The sequence below is a fragment of the Streptomyces capparidis genome (assembly GCF_054782095.1).
Genome location: NZ_BAAGTD010000004.1, coordinates 69,412 through 86,751, shown reverse-complemented (window position 1 = coordinate 86,751; position 17,340 = coordinate 69,412). Strand labels below are relative to the sequence as shown.

General features: G+C 73.3%; 11 protein-coding genes. 10 read left to right on the top strand and 1 reads right to left on the bottom strand.

Annotated features, from left to right (window positions below; genetic code table 11):
* Positions 1-466 precede the first annotated feature (466 nt).
* From ACYVO2_RS05120 to ACYVO2_RS05075, 10 genes are all read left to right on the top strand, one after another.
* On the top strand, positions 467-4,459 hold the full coding sequence (locus ACYVO2_RS05120) for a type I polyketide synthase (protein WP_461006372.1): 3,993 nt from the start codon (positions 467-469) through the stop codon (positions 4,457-4,459).
* Positions 4,460-4,536: 77 nt separating this feature from the next.
* Positions 4,537-5,964, top strand: a complete 1,428-nt coding sequence (locus ACYVO2_RS05115; RefSeq protein WP_461006371.1) for a coproporphyrinogen-III oxidase family protein — start codon at positions 4,537-4,539, stop codon at positions 5,962-5,964.
* Positions 5,961-6,779, top strand: a complete 819-nt coding sequence (locus tag ACYVO2_RS05110) for an SDR family oxidoreductase (RefSeq protein WP_461006370.1) — start codon at positions 5,961-5,963, stop codon at positions 6,777-6,779. Before ACYVO2_RS05115 ends, ACYVO2_RS05110 begins: the two co-directional genes overlap by 4 nt.
* A gap of 27 nt (positions 6,780-6,806) precedes the next feature.
* Entirely contained in the window at positions 6,807-7,340 is a 534-nt protein-coding gene (locus ACYVO2_RS05105) for a hypothetical protein (RefSeq protein ID WP_461006369.1), read from the top strand.
* A gap of 92 nt (positions 7,341-7,432) precedes the next feature.
* Positions 7,433-8,938, top strand: a complete 1,506-nt coding sequence (locus tag ACYVO2_RS05100; RefSeq protein ID WP_461006368.1) for an ABC1 kinase family protein — start codon at positions 7,433-7,435, stop codon at positions 8,936-8,938.
* A 314-nt stretch (positions 8,939-9,252) separates the two neighbouring features.
* Positions 9,253-9,657, top strand: a complete 405-nt coding sequence (locus tag ACYVO2_RS05095) for an ATP-binding protein (protein WP_461006367.1) — start codon at positions 9,253-9,255, stop codon at positions 9,655-9,657.
* Between the two features lie 137 nt (positions 9,658-9,794).
* Positions 9,795-10,145 (top strand): STAS domain-containing protein, encoded by a 351-nt coding sequence (locus ACYVO2_RS05090; RefSeq protein WP_461006366.1) that lies wholly within the window; start codon positions 9,795-9,797, stop codon positions 10,143-10,145.
* A gap of 834 nt (positions 10,146-10,979) precedes the next feature.
* The gene (locus tag ACYVO2_RS05085) at positions 10,980-12,452 is read left to right on the top strand and encodes an RNA-guided endonuclease InsQ/TnpB family protein (protein WP_461006365.1); all 1,473 of its coding nucleotides are present in this window, start codon (positions 10,980-10,982) and stop codon (positions 12,450-12,452) included.
* Between the two features lie 590 nt (positions 12,453-13,042).
* Complete coding sequence (locus tag ACYVO2_RS05080; RefSeq protein ID WP_461006364.1) at positions 13,043-15,589, top strand: DUF6185 family protein; 2,547 nt, start codon at positions 13,043-13,045, stop codon at positions 15,587-15,589.
* Positions 15,590-15,625: 36 nt separating this feature from the next.
* Positions 15,626-16,348, top strand: a complete 723-nt coding sequence (locus ACYVO2_RS05075; RefSeq protein ID WP_461006363.1) for a transporter substrate-binding domain-containing protein — start codon at positions 15,626-15,628, stop codon at positions 16,346-16,348.
* A gap of 89 nt (positions 16,349-16,437) precedes the next feature.
* On the opposite strand, the gene ACYVO2_RS05070 is transcribed toward ACYVO2_RS05075, so the two are convergent.
* A complete protein-coding gene (locus ACYVO2_RS05070) occupies positions 16,438-17,139 on the bottom strand; it encodes a 2-phosphosulfolactate phosphatase (protein ID WP_461006523.1) in 702 nt (233 codons plus the stop codon).
* Between the last annotated feature and the right edge of the window lie 201 nt (positions 17,140-17,340).

Sequence of the window (17,340 nt, the reverse complement as noted above, 5' to 3'; positions counted from 1 at the left end):
TTTTTCAGATGGTAATCCTTTCTCCAGCTCAAACCCGAGGAAGTCGACAAAGACTCGATCGAGGGACGAGAATCCACCTTTCGACTGACATTCCCCTGCGGCCATGGCCCGGCGAGGAGCCCCTTGCTTCACTTGGACCCGTTACTTCACACGGAAGCGCATGCCCCCGTCCGTCGGCCGAGCGCGACTTCCGACGGGAAAGCCACTCGACGATTTTCATACGGTACTTCCGCCCTAGCGGGCCGCCGCAGTGCGGTCCGCCCCGCCCAGGGCAGACGGGTGAGCAGCCTCGGCTCTGTCCGTCACCAGCACCCACCAGCGATGTCCCGGCTCTGACTCCGCAACGCCGCCGAACGCACGGCCGCGCCGACGTGCCCACATGGTCGGCCGTGCAATGCCGGCCGATTCACGCGAACCGGGAATCCACTCCGCGCCATCCCGCCCAGCCACTGCAAGGAGGCGTCCGTTGGACAATGAACCTCTCGCCGTCGTCGGTGTCGGCTGCACGCTCCCCGGAGGAGTGCGCAACCTCGACCAGGCCCGCGTCGTCTTCGAAGAAGGCCGCGACTGCATCCGCGAGATCCCGCCGGACCGGTGGGCGGTCGACGACCTCTACCACCCCGACCCGATGGAGGCCGGCCGCACCTACGTGCGGCACGGAGGCTTCGTGGACGACGTCGACCGGTTCGACGCCGCCTTCTTCGGCATGTCCGACGTGGAGGCCACCCACATGGACCCGCAGCAGCGGCTGCTGCTGCAAACCGTGTGGCACGCCTTCGAGCACGCCGGACACGACCCCGAGGAGGTGTCCGGCACCGACACCGGCCTGTTCGTGGCGCTGATGGCGTACGACTACACCACGCTCAAGCTCAAGGGCGGCCTGGCCGCCATCACCGCCTACGAGGCGATGGACACCGACAGCATCAGCGCCGGCCGCGTGGCCCACTTCCTGGGCATGCAGGGCCCCTGCGTCACCGTCGACACCGCCTGCTCCGGCTCGCTGGTCGCCCTGCACCTGGCCCGGCAGTCCATCCTCACCGGTGAGTGCGACACCGCAGTCGTCGCCGGCGCCAACCTGATCCTCGCGCCCAACGTGCATATCTCCTTCTCCAAGATGGGCCTGTTCTCCCGCGGCGGGCAGTGCCGCTCCTTCGACGCGGGCGCCGACGGCTACGTGCGCAGCGAAGGCTGCATCGCCGCCGTCCTCAAACGCCAGTCGCTGGCCGAGGAACAGGGCGACCCGATCCTGGCGACCATCGTGGGCACCGCGGTCAACCACACCGGCCGCACCCGCACCCTCACCGCCCCCGACGGCGCGAGTCAGCGCCGCGTGATCCGCAAGGCTCTGGCGGGCGCCGGCGTGGATCCCTCCCGCGTCGGCTACGTGGAAGCCCACGGCACCGGCACACCGGTCGGCGACCCGATCGAGATGGAGGCCATCGCCCGGACCTACGGCACCGCGGAACGCCCGGACGGCCACCCCCTGTGGGTCAGCTCCGGCAAGAGCAACATGGGCCACATCGAGGCCGGCGCCGGCCTGCTCGGCGTCGTCCGGGCCGCCCTGTCCCTGGACCGGGAGACCATCTACCCCAGCCTCCATCTGCAACGGCTCAACCCGAAGATCGACCTCACCGGCACCCCCGTCCGGATCCCGACCGCCCCGGTGCCCTGGCCCCGGAACGGCACACCCCGTATGGCCGCGGTCAACTCCTTCGGCTACAGCGGCACCAACGCCCACGCGCTGCTCCGCGAGGCTCCGGCCCCCCGCCCCGCCACCGGCGGGGACACCGGCGACCAGGCCGCCGCCCCCCGCGCGGACGAACTGCTGGTGCTGTCGGCGAAGTCCGTCGAGAGCCTCCACGAACTCGCCGACCGCTGGGCGGACCACCTCTCCCGCACCGCCCCCGCCGACCTTCCCGCCGCCGTCTACACCGCCGCGGCCGGCCGGGCCCGGCTGCGCCACCGGCTCGCGGTGACCGGCAGCTCCGGTACCGACCTCGCCAACAGCCTCCGGCAGTGGCGCACCGGCCGCACCCCCGCGGCGCTGCGCACCGGCCGGGCGCGCCCCCGCGCGGCGGTGGGCTTCGTCTTCACCGGCCAGGGCACGCAGTACACCGGCATGGCCCGAGAGCTGTACGCCGGCGAACCGGTCTTCGCGGCCGCCATCGACCGCTGCGCGCGGGCGATGGACGACGAGCTCGGCCTCCGCCTGCACGACGTGCTGTTCGGCGAGGCGCCCAACGCGCCGCGAGGCGCCGCGGGCATCGACGACACCCGCCTCGCCCAGCCCGCGCTGTTCGCCGTCGGGTACGCCCTCGCCGAGTTGCTGCGCTCCTGGGGAGTGGAGCCCGCGGCCGTCGCCGGCCACAGCATCGGCGAGATCACTGCGGCGTGCACCGCCGGCATGCTCACCCTGGAGCAGGCCGCCCGGTTCAGCGTCGCGCGCGGCCGGCTGATGAGCGAGATGCCGCGCACGGGGCGGATGCTCACCGTCTCCGCGAGCGAGCGGACCGTCCGCCCCTGGCTGGAGGGCCGGCAGGACATCGTGGCGGTGGCCGCCGTCAACGGCCCCGCCAGCGTGGTCCTGTCCGGGGACGCCGCGGCCGTCGAGGAGATCGCCGACCTCGCCGCGCGGGCCGGCGTCGACACGGCATGGCTGCGCACCTCGCACGCCTTCCACTCCCCGCTGGTGGACCAGGTCCTGCCCGCCCTGCACGCCCGCGCCGACGCCCTGACGCCCACCGCTCCCGGCACGCCGGTCATCTCCTGCCTCACCGGCCGCCCCCTCACCGGCGACGAGGGCGCCGACCACTGGACCGGCCAGGCCCGGCAGGCGGTCCGCCTGCACGACGCCGTGCGGGCCATGATCGAGTCCGGCTGCACCGCGCTCGTCGAGATCGGCCCGCAGAGCGCCCTGACCCGGCACCTGCGCGCCATCGCCGACGCGGTCACCGCCGCCGACGACACCCCCGTCACCGTCGTGCCCACGCTGGAACCGGACGGGCGGGACGTGCGCCACCTGCTCGACACGGCAGGCGCGCTGTTCACCGCCGGAGTCCCGATCGATCTGCCGAGGCTGTACCAGGGTCCGCGCTACCGGCGCAGCCCGGCCGCGCCGCAGTACCCCTTCCGCAAGGACCGGTACTGGTGGGACGGGCGCTCCGACACCGCGGCGAGCGGCGTGCGCACCACCGCCGAGCCGGTTTCCGCCCCCGCGCCCTCGGTGCCCGCGCCCAGTCCCGAGACGACCATCCACGACCGGCCGCTGACCACCACCGCACCGTGGTCGGACCATCGCGTGCACGGCGCGACCGTCTTCCCCGGCACCGGCTACCTGGAGCTGGCCGTGCGCGCCTGGTCCGACACCGGCGGCACCGGCGCCGTCGAGCTGCGCGACGTGCACTTCTCCCGCCCGCTCGTGCTGCACAAGGACGCCACCACCGTCGCCCGGCTCACCCTCGCCGTGCCCGGCGGGCAGCCCGGCGCCGGCCGCCGGTTCACCATCGCCGCGGACACGGGCGGCGGCTCGTGGACCGAGCACTGCCACGGCACGGTGTCCCGGGCCGGCTCCGCGCCGGCCGGCCCCGCGCTGGACGCGCTGCGCGCCACCGTCACCGGGGCCACCCCGCCGACCCGTCTGTACGGCATGCTGCGCGACGGCGGCCTGGAGCACGGCTTCCACTTCGCCACCGTGCGGGAGCTGTGGCTGGCCCCGCCCGGGGAGCACGGGGCCCTGGCGCGGATCACCGCCGCCCCCCACGAGGCCGACGAGGACCACCCGCACCGCACGGCCACCGTGCTCGACGGCTGCCTCCAACTGGCCGCGGCGCCGTTCCTGACCCCCGGCAGCGACCTGCGTCCCGGCGGATACGTCCCGGTCCGCGTCGGGCGCCTGTTCCTGCCCTCGCCGCTGCCCGACCGGATCTGGGCGCATGTGCGCCGGCTGCCGCACGACGCGCCGAACGCCTTCCTCGTCGACGTGGTGGCCCTGGACGACGACGGCGCGGTGGCCGCCGCCCTGGAGGGCGTGGAGTTCCGGCACGCGGGCGCGCTGGCCGATCCGTCCGGCTCGGCGGCCGAGGCGGCGGTCACCGGCGGGCGCGGCCTGTCCCGGCGGGAACTGCTCGATCAGCTCCTGCCGCTGGACCGGGAGGGACGCCGGCAGGCCGTCGTCGCCTGGCTCACCGTCGAGGTGGAGGAGACCCTGGGCAAGGTCTCGGCCGAGATGGAGAACGTCGCCGGCGGCATCGACCCCTCGCTCGCCCTGCTGGAGATCGGGCTGGACTCCCTGAAGGTGACCGCCCTGCAACGCCGCATCCAGGAGAAGCTCGAATTCCGCTTCGCGGCCATGGAGGCCCTCGACTACCAGACCGTCGAAGGGCTGGCCGACTTCCTGCTCGACCGGGTGCTGACCCTCGGCCCGGACAGCACGCCGGCCCCGGCCGGCACCCCCGCCTGAGCGGTTCCGACGCCTCACCACCGGGGCTCGGACGTCTCCGCCGAGCCCCCCTCACGCCACAGGAAGGAGTCCGGCTGATGCTCGACCGCGCGTTCGTCGAGGACTATCTCGACCGGCAACTCGGACAACGCCAGGTCAACAAGATCCAGCACGGTTTTCCCTCGCCGCGCTACTGGAACGAGTCCTCCGTGCCGATGGAGGAGGTCGTCGAGGACCGCCGCGCCCTCAACGCCGCCGGCAAGGGGACCCCGGTGTTCCTCTACATCGGCGTGCCCTACTGCATCAAGACCGACCCCGGCAAGTGCGGCTACTGCCTGTTCCCGGTCGAGGACTTCCGCGGCAACGACGCGCTGGAGGACTACTACGGCTACGTCGAGCGCGAGGCCGAGCTGTACCGGGAGGGTCTTCAGGGCGCCACCCTGGGCTCGGCCTACTTCGGCGGCGGCACCTCGAACCTGTACCGCCCCCCGGTCTACCACCGGATCATGGATCTGGTCAGGCGCCTGTTCCCCGATGTCCAGCAGTCCGCCGACATCACGCTCGAGGGCATCCCGCAGCTCTTCACCCGGGACAAGATGCAGGCCATCCACGACTCGGGGATGAACCGCATCAGCATGGGCGTCCAGCAGATCAACGAGCGCCTGAACAAGCTCAGCGGGCGCAAGCAGACCACCCGGCACGTCATCCAGAGCCTGGAGTGGGCGCGGGAGCTCGGCCTGGCCGCCAACGTGGACGTGATCTTCGGCTGGCCGCAGCAGACCGTGCGGACCATGCTGGAGGACCTGCGGACCCTGGTCTCCTGGGGGGTGCACGACATCACCCACTACGAGCTGAACGTCGGCGGCCCCACCGACTTCGCGCTCAACCGGTACCACGAGCTGCCCAGCACCCTGAGCAACCTGGAGATGTACCGGGAGGGCCGGGACTACCTGCTCTCGGAGGGCTACCAGCAGCACGGCGCCTACAGCTTCCGCAAGGCCCCCGACATCGTCCCGGACTTCCGCGAGGGCTACCGTCCGTACGCCGACGACGTCACCGACGCCGTCGGCCTGGGGTACGCCGGCATCTCCTTCTTCGGCGCCGCCTCGCTCGACGCCGGGCACTGCTGGTCCTACATGAACCAGCGCAACCTGTCGCTGTACAAGAGCGCCGTCGACGAAGGGCGCTTCCCGATCGAGCGGGCGTTCCGCCAGACACCGCGGGACTGGGTGCTGGCGACCGTCTTCCGGCAGATGCTGAACATGGAGCTGGACCGCTCCGGACTGCGGGCCGCGATGGGCACGGACCTGTACCACGAGTTCGCGACCGTGTGGGACGCCCTGGTCCGGCGCGGCATGGCCCAGGTCACCGAGGAGCGCATCACCCTCGTCGGCGACGGGCCCTTCTACACGCCCACGATCTGCGCCCTGCTGGCCGAGGAGCGCTACGCGGTGCTGCGTGAACGCGAGGCGCGGGCCAAGCAGGCCACGCTCCCGCTGCTCGACGCCGCGCAGGCCGGCGCGTGACCGCCGAGACGGCAGCCGGCGCGCGGACCGGGGCGAGCGCCGCCCGCGCCGGACAGGACGCCGCGCCGCTGGCGGGCCGGACCTGCGTCGTCACCGGCGGCTCGCGCGGCATCGGAGCGGCCGTCGTCCGGCGGGCCGTGGCGCAGGGCGCAGACGTCGTGTTCGGCTACCACCGCAGCGCCGCCTCCGCGAAGGCCCTGTGCGAGGAGCTGGGCGCCGCCCACCCGGACCGCCGCTGCGTGGCGCTGCCCGGCCGGGTGTCCGACACCGCCCAGGCGCAGCAGTTCGCCGCCGAGGCGGTGCGGCTCCTCGGCGGCGAACTGGACATCCTGGTGAACAACGCGGGCGTCACCCACGACGTGGTCTTCGCCCGGATGAGCCCCGAGCAGTGGCAGGAGGTGGTCGACACCAACCTCGGCAGCATGTACAACGTGACCCGGCCGCTGGTGATGCCGCTGGTGCGCCGGCGCCGCGGCACCATCGTCAACGTCACCTCCGTGGCCGGCATCCACGGAGCGCCGGGCCAGACCGCGTACGCGGCCTCCAAGTCCGGGATCATCGGCTTCACCAAGGCCCTGGCCAAGGAACTCGGCGGTCTGGGCGTCACCGTCAACGCGGTCGCGCCCGGCTTCATCCGCACCGACATGACGGCGGCCATCCCCGCACCGCAGACCGAGCGCCTCAAGACGCTGATCCCCAGTGGGGAGTTCGGGTCCGCCGACGACGTCGCCGCGCTCATCTGCTTCCTCGCCTCGGACTCCGCCCGCTACATCACCGGCCAGGTCATCGAGATGTCGGGCGGGCTCGTCCTGTGACCCGGCCATACCCCAGGGAGAACCCGCATGGGCACCTTCGACACGTTCAAGGACCTCATCGGTGACGTCACCGACGACTACAAGAAGGCGTTGGACGACCTGCTGGACCGCGACGACGACAAGGACGACAGCACCGGGAAGGACCTGCCCGCCTCCTCGCTCGCCGCGCTGGCCTCGATTCCCGCGCTGGCCGGGCTGCCGCTGGGCACCGTGCGGGCCCTGGTCGAGGCCGGTCCCGCCGCCCCGGCGCTGGCCGGCCTGATCACCGCGGCGGGCGCCGCGCACCAGCCGGCCGCGTTCACGGCCGGCGCCGGCAACCACCCCCTCCAGGCGCTGCTGGGCGGCGGTGCGGCGGCCAACCCGCTGGCGGCGGCCGGCGCACCCCTGGCGGCTCTCGGCGGCCTCGCCGGCGCGGCGGGCAACGCCACCTCACTCGCCGAGAGCCTGGCCGCCCTGCCCCGGCAGATCGCCCAGCTCAGCGCGCTGGTGGAGAAGCTCCTCGAGCTGGTGTCCGCGCTGTCGGCCGTCGGCGCGCCCGCCGCCAGGAAAGGCAGCAGTTAGCCCCCTAGCCCCGCATCCCCCGAAGCCGGTGCCACGCCGTCGGCCCCTCCCGGGTGCCGACGGCCACCGAACGAGAGTGAGAACACACCTCCATGACGGTCACCGCCGGCGCACGCCTCCGTACCGTCACCCGGGTCCTCGGCGGCATCCTCGCCGAACAGGGCCGGGCCGCCGCGCGGCACGCTCCCGACAGCGACCAGCGCCGCGCGGTGGCCGTCCGCCAGGCCCTCGAACGCCTGGGGCCCCTCTACGTCAAGACGGGGCAGATGCTCGCCACCCGCCCGGACCTGGTGCCGCCCTCGATGGCCGCGGAACTCGAACACCTCCAGGACCAGGTGGAACCGGAGCCGTTCTGCGTGCTGGAGCCCATCCTCGAAGGCGATCTGGGACCGGACTGGAAGCGCCGCTTCGACGACATCGACACCGTCCGGCCGCTCGGCAGCGCCTCCGTCGCCCAAGTGCACCGGGTCACGCTGGCCGGTGGCCGCACCGCCGTGGTGAAGATCCAGCGCCCGGGGGTACGCGACGCGGTGCGCGCCGACATGGTGCTGATGCGGCGGGCCACCCGGCTCGTCGCCCGCGCCGCGCCGCGCTTCTCGGCGGTGATGGACCTGGAGGCCATGCTGAACGGCCTCTTCGACGCGATGGAGCCCGAACTGGACTTCACCGCGGAAGCGGCGAACATGGACCGCGCCAGGACCGCGCTCCGCCGCTTTCCCACCCTCGGCGTCCCCAAGGTGCTGCACGCCACTCCCCGGGTGCTCGTGCAGTCCCTCGCCCGAGGGCACCCGATCCGCGACGCCGACCAGGTGGCGCTGTCCGACTCCGAGCGTGAGGCGATCTGCCGGGACCTGCTGACGTTCATGTACCGCGGGTACTTCATCGACCGGTTCTTCCACGCCGACCCGCACCCGGGCAACATCTTCGTCGACCCCGACGGCCGCGCCACCCTCATCGACTGGGGCATGGTCGGCCGCATCGACCGGCGCACCAGCATGCACCTGGCCCTGGTGCTGATGGCCATGGCCCGCGGCGACGGCCACAGCCTGGCCCATGCCTGGACGGCGATGGGCCATCCCACCCCGTGGGCGGACCTGGCCGGCTTCGCCTCGGACATGGCCGCGCTGACCCCGCGGCTGTCCGGAGCGAGCCTTTCCGAACTGAACTTCGGCGCCGCCTTGACCTCCGTGCTGGAGAAGGCCAGTCGGCGGGGCATCGCGTCCGCCCCCTGCTCGACGCTGCTCGGCAAATCCTTCGGGAACATCGAGGGCTCGGTGCGCCACCTCTACCCGCAGATGGTGCTCAGCGACGTCTTCACCAAGGAGATCGGACGCATCCTGCGGCACATGACCGGCGAGCAGTCCTCACCGCAGCACCTCGCCGCGACCTGGCTGGACGTACTCCTCGGCAGCACCGCGGCCCTCGAGCAGTGGCGCAGCCTCGGCACCGACATCGCCACCCGCGACCTGCGCCTCCGCGTCCAGCAGACACCCCCGCCCCGCTCCCACGGCGGCCAGGGCCGCACCTGTCTGCCCGGCCTCGCCGCGATCGCCGCCGCCTCCTACCTCCTGGGCCGCCGCGCCGGCGCCGCACCCTGAGCCCGCCGTGGCGCCATGCCCGCATGAGGACGAAGCGGCGCGGCGCGGGGTCACCGGGCAGGTGGGCGGAGACGGTCGGCGCGGTGGAAGCTCCGTGCCTGGTGGGCGGTCACCGCGGAGGTGGGGGAAGCCGGGCCGAGTCCGTGTCCATGGCCCCGCGGTGCCGTCGGTCGCAGGGCGCGGCGGTGCCGTGGTCCCTGCGTCCGGCCCGCACCGACAGGTCCGTCGTCGTGACGGAGTGCGGCGTGAGGAGCCGGTCTGCGGGCATGCGAACACGTATGCATAAGGAGCAGTGGCGTGGCAGTGAGCGCGGAGTGGCCGATCCGGTGCCGCTGCGTGTCACCGCGCGGTGGGAGGCCGATGCGTCGATGATCCCGGCCGCGCGGGACTTCGCAGCTTCCTTTCTCGATCGGCTGCGTGTCCTGGGGACCGCGGTGGGGGACGCCGCGCGGTCGGCGGTGTTGCTGGTGGTCAGCGAACTGGTCACCAACGTGGTGCGGCACGCGCCCGGTCCGTGCCGGCTGACCCTCCGAGCGGAGCCCGGGCTGCTGGGGGTGGCGGTCACCGACACCTCACCCGCGCGGCCGCGGGCGCGCCCGCAGGATCCGAGCCGGGTCGGGCAGCACGGCATGGAACTCGTCCACGCGCTGTGCCTGAGGGTGGAGACGGAGCAGACCGGGCCGGGCAAGACCGTCCGGGCCTGGATCCGGTTGGCCTGATCGAAGGATTGCCGGCCGAACCCGGCCGCGGGCCCCCGTGGCCGCGGGCACCGTTCGGCAGGTGGGCTCATGCGCCGCAGCGAGCAGGGGGACGGTCAGCCGCATCCCTGGGAGAGCGCCGGAAGGAGGTGAGCAGCATGTCGCACGCACGCGTCAGGCTCTACCGCACGATCACACCCGAGGGCGTCGTCGTGGTCACCGCCGACGGCGAGATCGACCACAACGCCGCCGCCCTCCTGCACCGCGCCCTGATCCCACCGGCCGGTCACCCACCACGCGTCGTCCTGGAACTCACCCGCACCTCCTTCATGGACTGCGCCGGCGCCAACGCCCTCATCCGCGCCCACCACACCCTGCGCAACGCCGGCGGCTGGCTCCGCCTGAGCTGCGCCCAACCCCCCGTCACCGACGTCATCCACATCCTCGGCCTGCACACCGTCATCCCCCTCCACCCCACCACCCACCACGCCCTGCACACCCGAGCCTGAACACAGACCCGACGCAACGACAGCCGCCGACACCCGCGGGTGCGCGGATCACCGACCGCGGGGTGCCGGCGCGGGCTTCCCGCGACTTCGCCGAGACGCGGCGGCCAGGCCTGGGAGCGCGGTGTGACGGAGGGACAGCGGGCACGGATCGTCAAGAACTGGACAGCGACAGTCAACGACATCGTGGCCGGAAGAGTGCATTCTTGTGCTCAGCGACAGGGAGCGGCAAATGCCGCGCCGCTCCACCGGGCCGACGCGCACGCACAGGAGCAAGTCATGTCTGTACGGCCGAACCGGGCCAAGCCGGGATTGACTGCGACCGTCACGACCGCGCGCGCCGCCAGAACCAGCACTGCCGCGGAGGCTGCGCCCTCGGGAGACGTGATGGCGTATGCGAGACCTCACCGTGGTGGTGTCCCGCCGGCGGCTCGGTGATGCACTCGTCGATGACGGCGAGTGAGGTGAGGGCCTGGAGAGGCCGGGCGGGGTCCTCCCCGGAGACCCGCCGACCGGCACAACGAGTGGTGGACACGTCGTCCCGCTCGTCCTTCCGTACCCGCTGATGGGCGGAGGGTCACCTCAGCACCGCCCGTGGGTCGCGGGCCGCCGGGTCCGGCGGCGTCCGCGACGGGCGTCCGAAGGGGAAACCGCTTGCCGCGGCCGTGTGTCGGCCGGACAGGGACGTCCGCGCGCCGTCGCAGGCCCCGAGATCGGCTGCCGGGGCCACTGTCAGGCGCCGTGCCTGGTCGTTTCCGCTTGGCGTCAGGAGGCAGGGACATGTGGGTGGAGCAGTTACGGGCGTTCCGGTTCGCTTTGGATCCGACCACCTCCCAGGTGGCTGACTTCTCCCGGCACGCCGGTGCGGCACGGTGGGCGTTCAACCACGCCCTGGCCGCCAAGGTGGAGGCGCACGAGCAGTGGCGCGCCGAGGTGGCCGCCCTGGTCGAGCAGGGCTTCTCGGAGGACGAGGCCCGCAGGAAGGTCCGTGTGCCCATCCCGACGAAGCCGGCCATCCAGAAGACGCTGAACCGGACGAAGGGCGACTCCCGGGACGGCGTGGACGGGGTGTGCCCGTGGTGGCACGAGGTGAGCACCTACGCGTTCCAGTCGGCGTTCATCGACGCGGACACGGCGTGGAAGAACTGGCTGGACTCCCTGACCGGGAAGCGGTCGGGGCGCGGTGTCGGCTACCCGCGGTTCAAGAAGAAGGGGCGCTGCCGGGACGCTTTCCGTCTGTACGGCACGATCAGATTCGCCGGGTACCGTCGGCTGCGCCTGCCGAAGATCGGCGAGGTGCGGTTGCACGAGTCGGCGAAGCGGCTGGCGCGGCTGATCGACCGGGGGCAGGCCAGGATCAAGGCCGTGACGGTCGTACGCGGCGGGCACCGCTGGTACGCCTCCGTGCTGTGCGAGGTCACCATGGAGGTCCCGGACCTGCCCACGCGGCGGCAGCGCCGGCGCGGCCCGGTCGGGGTCGACGCCGGTGGGCATGTGCCCACCGCGCTGTCCAAGCCCTTGGACCCGGACGTGCCCGCCTCGGAGCTGGTGGACGCCCCGCGGCACCTGCGGCGGGCGGTCCGGCGCCTGGAGCGGGCGTACCGGGCCCTGTCCCGCAAGCAGAAGGGCTCGGTGCGCCGGGAGAAGGCCAGGCGGCGCGTGGCCCGGCTGCACCATGAGCTCGCCGTGCGGCGCGAGAGCGCACTGCACCAGACCACCAAGCGGCTCGCCACCGCGTTCTGCGTGGTCGCCGTGAAGGACCCGCATCCGCAGGCCGCGGCCGCCTCGACGCGGGGCGCCCTCAAGGTCGGGCGGCGGCGCGGGCGGCGGACGGCCGGGCCGAACCCGGCGGATCCGGCGGCATCGCCGGGCGAGCTGCGGCGGCAGCTCGGCTACAAGACGGTGTGGTACGGGTCGAGACTGGCGGTGCTGGACCGCGGGTGGCCGTCGAGTACGACGTGCTCGCACTGCGGGTGGCAGAGCCCACGCCGCACGCCGGACGGCGGGATGTTCGTGTGCGGCAACGCCGGATGCGGGCTGCGGTTGGACCGGGGCGTGAACGCGGCCCGGAACATCGAGCGGCACGCACCTCTGGTTGATCGGAACGTCGCCTGCGATGAGCGGGAGACGCTAAACGCCCGTGGAGACCTCATGAGCCCAGGCACCCTCGGAGGTGCCCGGCAGGGGTCGGCGAAGCGGGAAGACACCGGCCGTCCGCGGCTGGTGCCACCCCAGCGGAGTGATCCGCTGGCGCTCCGACACCCGGGCACGGGGGAAGCGACGCCTCCCCGGCCGTGCAGGTCGAAATGAGTACGACCCCGGGCACGAGGAACGATCGTGTGGTCTCTTCCCTGTGGTCGGTGCGCCGCGCCCGGCCCCTGAACGCGAGCGGCAATCGGTCCCGGAACCACCGTGTCCCGCCGGCACACGGCGGCGGCACCGACCGCGGCGCGGCCTCGAACCGCGGCCCGCCGAACCGGGGGACGTCGAAGGGGACCGCCCCGCGGACGCGAGTGCTGCCGCGGGAGACGCTCCACGACTCGGCGCTCCGCGGGCCCTCCACGCGTTGACCGTCTTCAGCCCGTCCATGCGGGTCATCTCATTCGGCTCGCTCCACAACCTGCCGGGGTGAAAAACCTCGGATTCATGCCGCGACGGTGGTCCTCCACCTGTCGACGTTGCCCGGACTCGCGTGCGGTGGGCCGGCAGCGTGGAGGGACGGTGGTCGGAGCACCGCCGTCCCCGGCGCTGATCGGGCCGCGCCCGGTAGCCCGTGGCGGGTCCCCGTGGCCGACCACGGCTGTGGCGACGGCGCTTGCGTCACGAGTACTCCTCGCTGTCCGCGGCCGGCGCTACTCTCGAGGCCCAGCGCGCGGGCATGGGGGGAGAACGAACGCGCGATGCACAGGAGAGCGGTGTGGTGGGGAGCGGCCGTTGTCGGGGTGCTCGGTGCGGTGTTGCTGCTCGTCGCGCCGCGGGCGGGGGCCGTCGGCGGTGGGGAGGACGTCTGCCGGGCCGATCGGCTCGGACAGGCCACGGTGGACAGCACCGTGCGGATCCGTCACCGGTCGGTCGACTACAGCCGGGTGGACGTCCGGTTGCGGGTGCGGGTGCCGCGATCGTGGCCGGCGGCGGGTGATCTGCTGCTCGGGCCGGACTCGGAGCCCTATCGCGCGGCTCTGCGCTGCCTGCTGCTCGACGGCGGCGAGACCCAGCCGTACCGGTGGGAGTGGCGCAGCCGCCAGCCCCGGGTGACGGTCAGCGGGGACGAGGCCGTGGTGACGTACGAGGCGTTCCGGGTGCTGGACGAGCGGGGCGCCTCCCGGGTCGGGCCGTGGCTGGTGCGCACCGGGGCCACCAGTTGGACCCTCGAGCTGCGCAAGCCCGCCGCCCTCGCGTCGGCCCGATGGGCCTCGGTCCGGGTCGATCTCGGCCGCGCCGGCGCCGTGGAGGTCTCTCCCCGGACCGCCACGGGGCACCACGGAACACGACTGACCTGGACGTCGACGGCCCACCGCCCGCTGGGGGAGGTCCGGGTGCGGTTCCGGCCGCCGGCGGCCCGCATGCTGGCCGCCGCGACGTCGTCCGGCTCGCACCCGCTGGTCCTGCTGGGGCTGGCCTGGTCCCTGGCCGTGGTGGTGCTGACCCTCGTGGTCGCCGGGCGGTTGGAAAACCTCGCGGGGGCGGCGTTGTCGCCGTCCATGGGTCGGGCGCTGACCGCCCTGCGGGTCACGGCGTACACCTACGCGGGCGTGATCGTTCTCGCCGTCCCCGACGACGCCCTCTACAGCGCGGCGTCGGACGTGGCCGGAGGGGCGGAGTGGACCGGTGGCCAGGCCTGGCACCTGGCGCTGGCGTGCGCGGCCGGGGCCGTGGTGGTGTGCGGGCTCGCCCGGGCGAGGCGCACGGTGCTGGCGGCCGTCTGCGGCGCGGCGGTCGGCGGCGGCGGCGTCGCCACCGCGGTCACGTTGGCCCACGACGGGGCGTCGGGCCACACCGCCACGCACGTGGTGTGGCTGCTCGGCGCGGCGTGCGCGGCCCTGGTCCTCGCCTGGCTGCTGGCCCTGCACACCGCGTTCGACCGGTTACGGATCATCGGCGGGTGGCGGGGGGAGGCCGACCGCTTGGCGCTTCGCCGCGGCGGAGGCGTCCACGCGGTGATCGCGACGGCCGTGGTGGTCGCCGCGGTGGTCGCCGCGGAGCGCAACTGGCACATGCGGTCCTGGCTCAGCGACCGCGGCGTCCCCGAGTACGGCGAACGTCACCGGGCGGAGCTGGCCGAAGACCTGGTCTGGTTCGCCTGGTCGTGGCAGGACATGATCGCCTGGACGGCTTGGTGGTTCCTCTCCCTGGCTCTCCTCGCCGCGCTGCGCGTGTGGGCCCGGCGCCCGCAGGGCGGCCCCTTGGCTCCCGGCGCGCCCGAGCGCCTGGTGATCGCCGTGTTCTACGCGGTGGCCGTGGCACCGGCGCTCGGCTGGTACGCGGGCATCAACCTGGAGGCGGTCTTCCTGGCCGCGCACCTCGCCGCCGTCGGGCTGCTCATCCGGTGGGGCGGGCGGCACGGCGTCCTCGCGGCCCGGCTCTCCGACGGCACCCCGCTGGCGGACGCCCTCGGGCCGGGCGACCGGGAGCGGCTGATCGGCATGGCCCGGCGGCACCGCGAGGCGCACGCCAAGCTCAAGCGCCTGGAGCAGGGCCACTCCGACGACAGCGTGCTGCGCCGGGACCGGCTCGAACGGCACTTGGACGAGGTGCACCGCTGGAGCTGGCGGCCGCCCGGCTCCGCCGCGTCCGGGCGGCGCCACGCCATGCTGCCGGAGCGCCTCAGCCCCGTGGACGTCGCGCTGGCCTGGGGCCCCCGCGAGCACTGGTGGGACAACGGGGTGCGGGCGGCGGGTGTCGCCGGGGCCTTCGGGGTCCCCGCCACCGCGGCGATGCTGTGGATGGAGCACTTGAGGGACGGCGGCTGGGAGGAACTGCTCCACCAGCGCCACGGGCTGGTGGACCTGGTGGCGTTCACGGTGTACTGGCACGTCTCCTGGGTGGGGACCGGGTTTGCGCTGGGTGTGCTGTGGCGCCTGCTGCCTGGCCGCAGGAGCGTCACCCGGGCGTCGGTGCTCAGCGCGGCCTACGCGCTGCCGGTGGCCGCGGACTGGCTGGGAGACCGGGCGGTGGCGCAGGAACCCGGCCAGGACCTGCTGGGCGCCCTGCTGGTCTTCGTTGTGCTGACGCTGACGGCCATGGTGATGGACCTGGACACGTTCGGTGCCGAGAAGCGGTACTGGCCCACCCGCGCCGGGCTGCTGCTGTCCGTGTATCAGATGCGCTCGCTGTGGGTGCAGGTGCTGCTGTTCGCCGCGCAGATTGTGGCGGTGATCACGCTGGTCACGAGCATCGGCGGCGGTGAGCCGTCCCCGCCGGGCATGCACGACCAGCGGGCGCCGTGAGCCCTCCGGTCAGCGGGGTGCCCTACACTCCGCCGCATGGGAATCGCGACCGCCGACGTCATCGAGGATCTGGCACCGCACGGCGTGTTGCGGGCCTCGATCAACCTGGGCAATCCGGTGCTGGCGCAGGGCACGGCGGCGGCGCCGACCGGCGTCACGGTGGACATCGCGCGCGAGATCGCCGTCCGACTGGGCGTTCCGGTGGAGTTCGTCTGCTTCGACGCGGCGCGCAAGTCCTACGAGGCGATGGCGGTGGGCCGGGCGGACATCTGCTTCCTGGCCGTCGAGCCCGCGCGCGAGGCGGAGGTCGCGTTCACCGCGCCGTATGTGGTGATCGAAGGGGTGTTCGCGGTGCCCCTCGACTCGTCCCTCACCACGGTCGCCGACGTCGACCGCCCCGGGGTGCGGATCGGTGTGAAGCGCGGGTCCGCGTATGACCTGTTCCTCTCCCGCACCCTTCGGCACGCCGAGGTCGTGCGGGGAGAGGAAGGAGTCGACGAGTTCCGCGCCCAGGGCCTGGAGGCGGCGGCCGGGATCAGGCAGCCGATGACGGAGTTCGTCGCGGCGCACCCCGGGGTACGGCTGGTCGAGGGTCGGTTCATGCAGATACGACAGGCGGTGGGCACGACCAGGGCCCGGCGGCCGGAGACCGTCCGGTTCCTGCGGGACACCGTGGAGGAGCTGAGGGCCGGCGGCTTCGTCGCCGCCGCTCTCCGACGTGCGAACCAGCCCGACACCCTGGTCGCCCCGCCCGAGTAGACGCGGCGCTCGGCCCGGGGAGGCCCCGCTGCGCGGGCGACGGGCAGGAGCGGGTCACCACCGGGGCGAGAGCCGGACCTCACCGGCGATCAGGTCGCGGCCTCGCCGGCCGGCGAGGGCACGGCGCACGGACGGAGGACCATCAGCGAGTCCTCCGAGGTCGCCACCATGGCGAAGGGGAACCGGTCGAGTTCGAGGCAGAGTGGGACGTCGTCGGGATGGGCTCCTTCACGCACTCCCTGCGCCAGTTCGGCGGCGGCGCGAGACTCGCCGGCACGGCGGAGGAACTCGGCCGCATCCGTGGCGGCCCCGGTGGCTCTCCGGGCAATGTATTGAGCGCACGCCAGATCCTCCTCGGCCTGCCCGTCCTCGCCGGTGACCACGAACGTGACACTGCCGCACTCGCGTGCCCGCAGCAGCCGGGCCGTCGCCTCCGCCACCACGAAGCCGGCGCACAGCACCAGCGGCGCCTCCTTGACCGCGAGGGCGCCGACCGTCCCCGCCGTGGTCTTCTGCACGACGGTCCGTCCGGCGAGGTCGACGGACCGCAGCAGGCCCGGCGAGTTGACGGCGTCGAACCCGGGCGCGGGCGGACCGTCCTTGAGCGCCGCCCACTCCGGGTGGCGGGCCTTGAGCGCCAAGGCATCGTCCAGCGACTCAGCGAGGACGATCTTCTCCGCCCCCTGGGCGAAGGCCCAGGCAGCCACCGTGAAGGCACGCATGACATCGACCACGACGGCCACGGACGGGGTTTCGACCAGCTCAGCGATGCCGAGGAAACGAGCTTCCATCAAGTCATGATCGCGCATGCCCGACCCGGAACATCTGGACAGTGACGCACAACACATCGGCGGTGCTGAGCCGCGGGTCGCGGCACCACGGCCGGGGGGGCGGCTGCCCCACCGCACCGAAGGGCGCAGTGCGATGGCGGCCGCGGTCGGCAGGCGGCGGGGGCCGGTGAGTACGGCTCGGACTGATGTTGCGAGCGATCG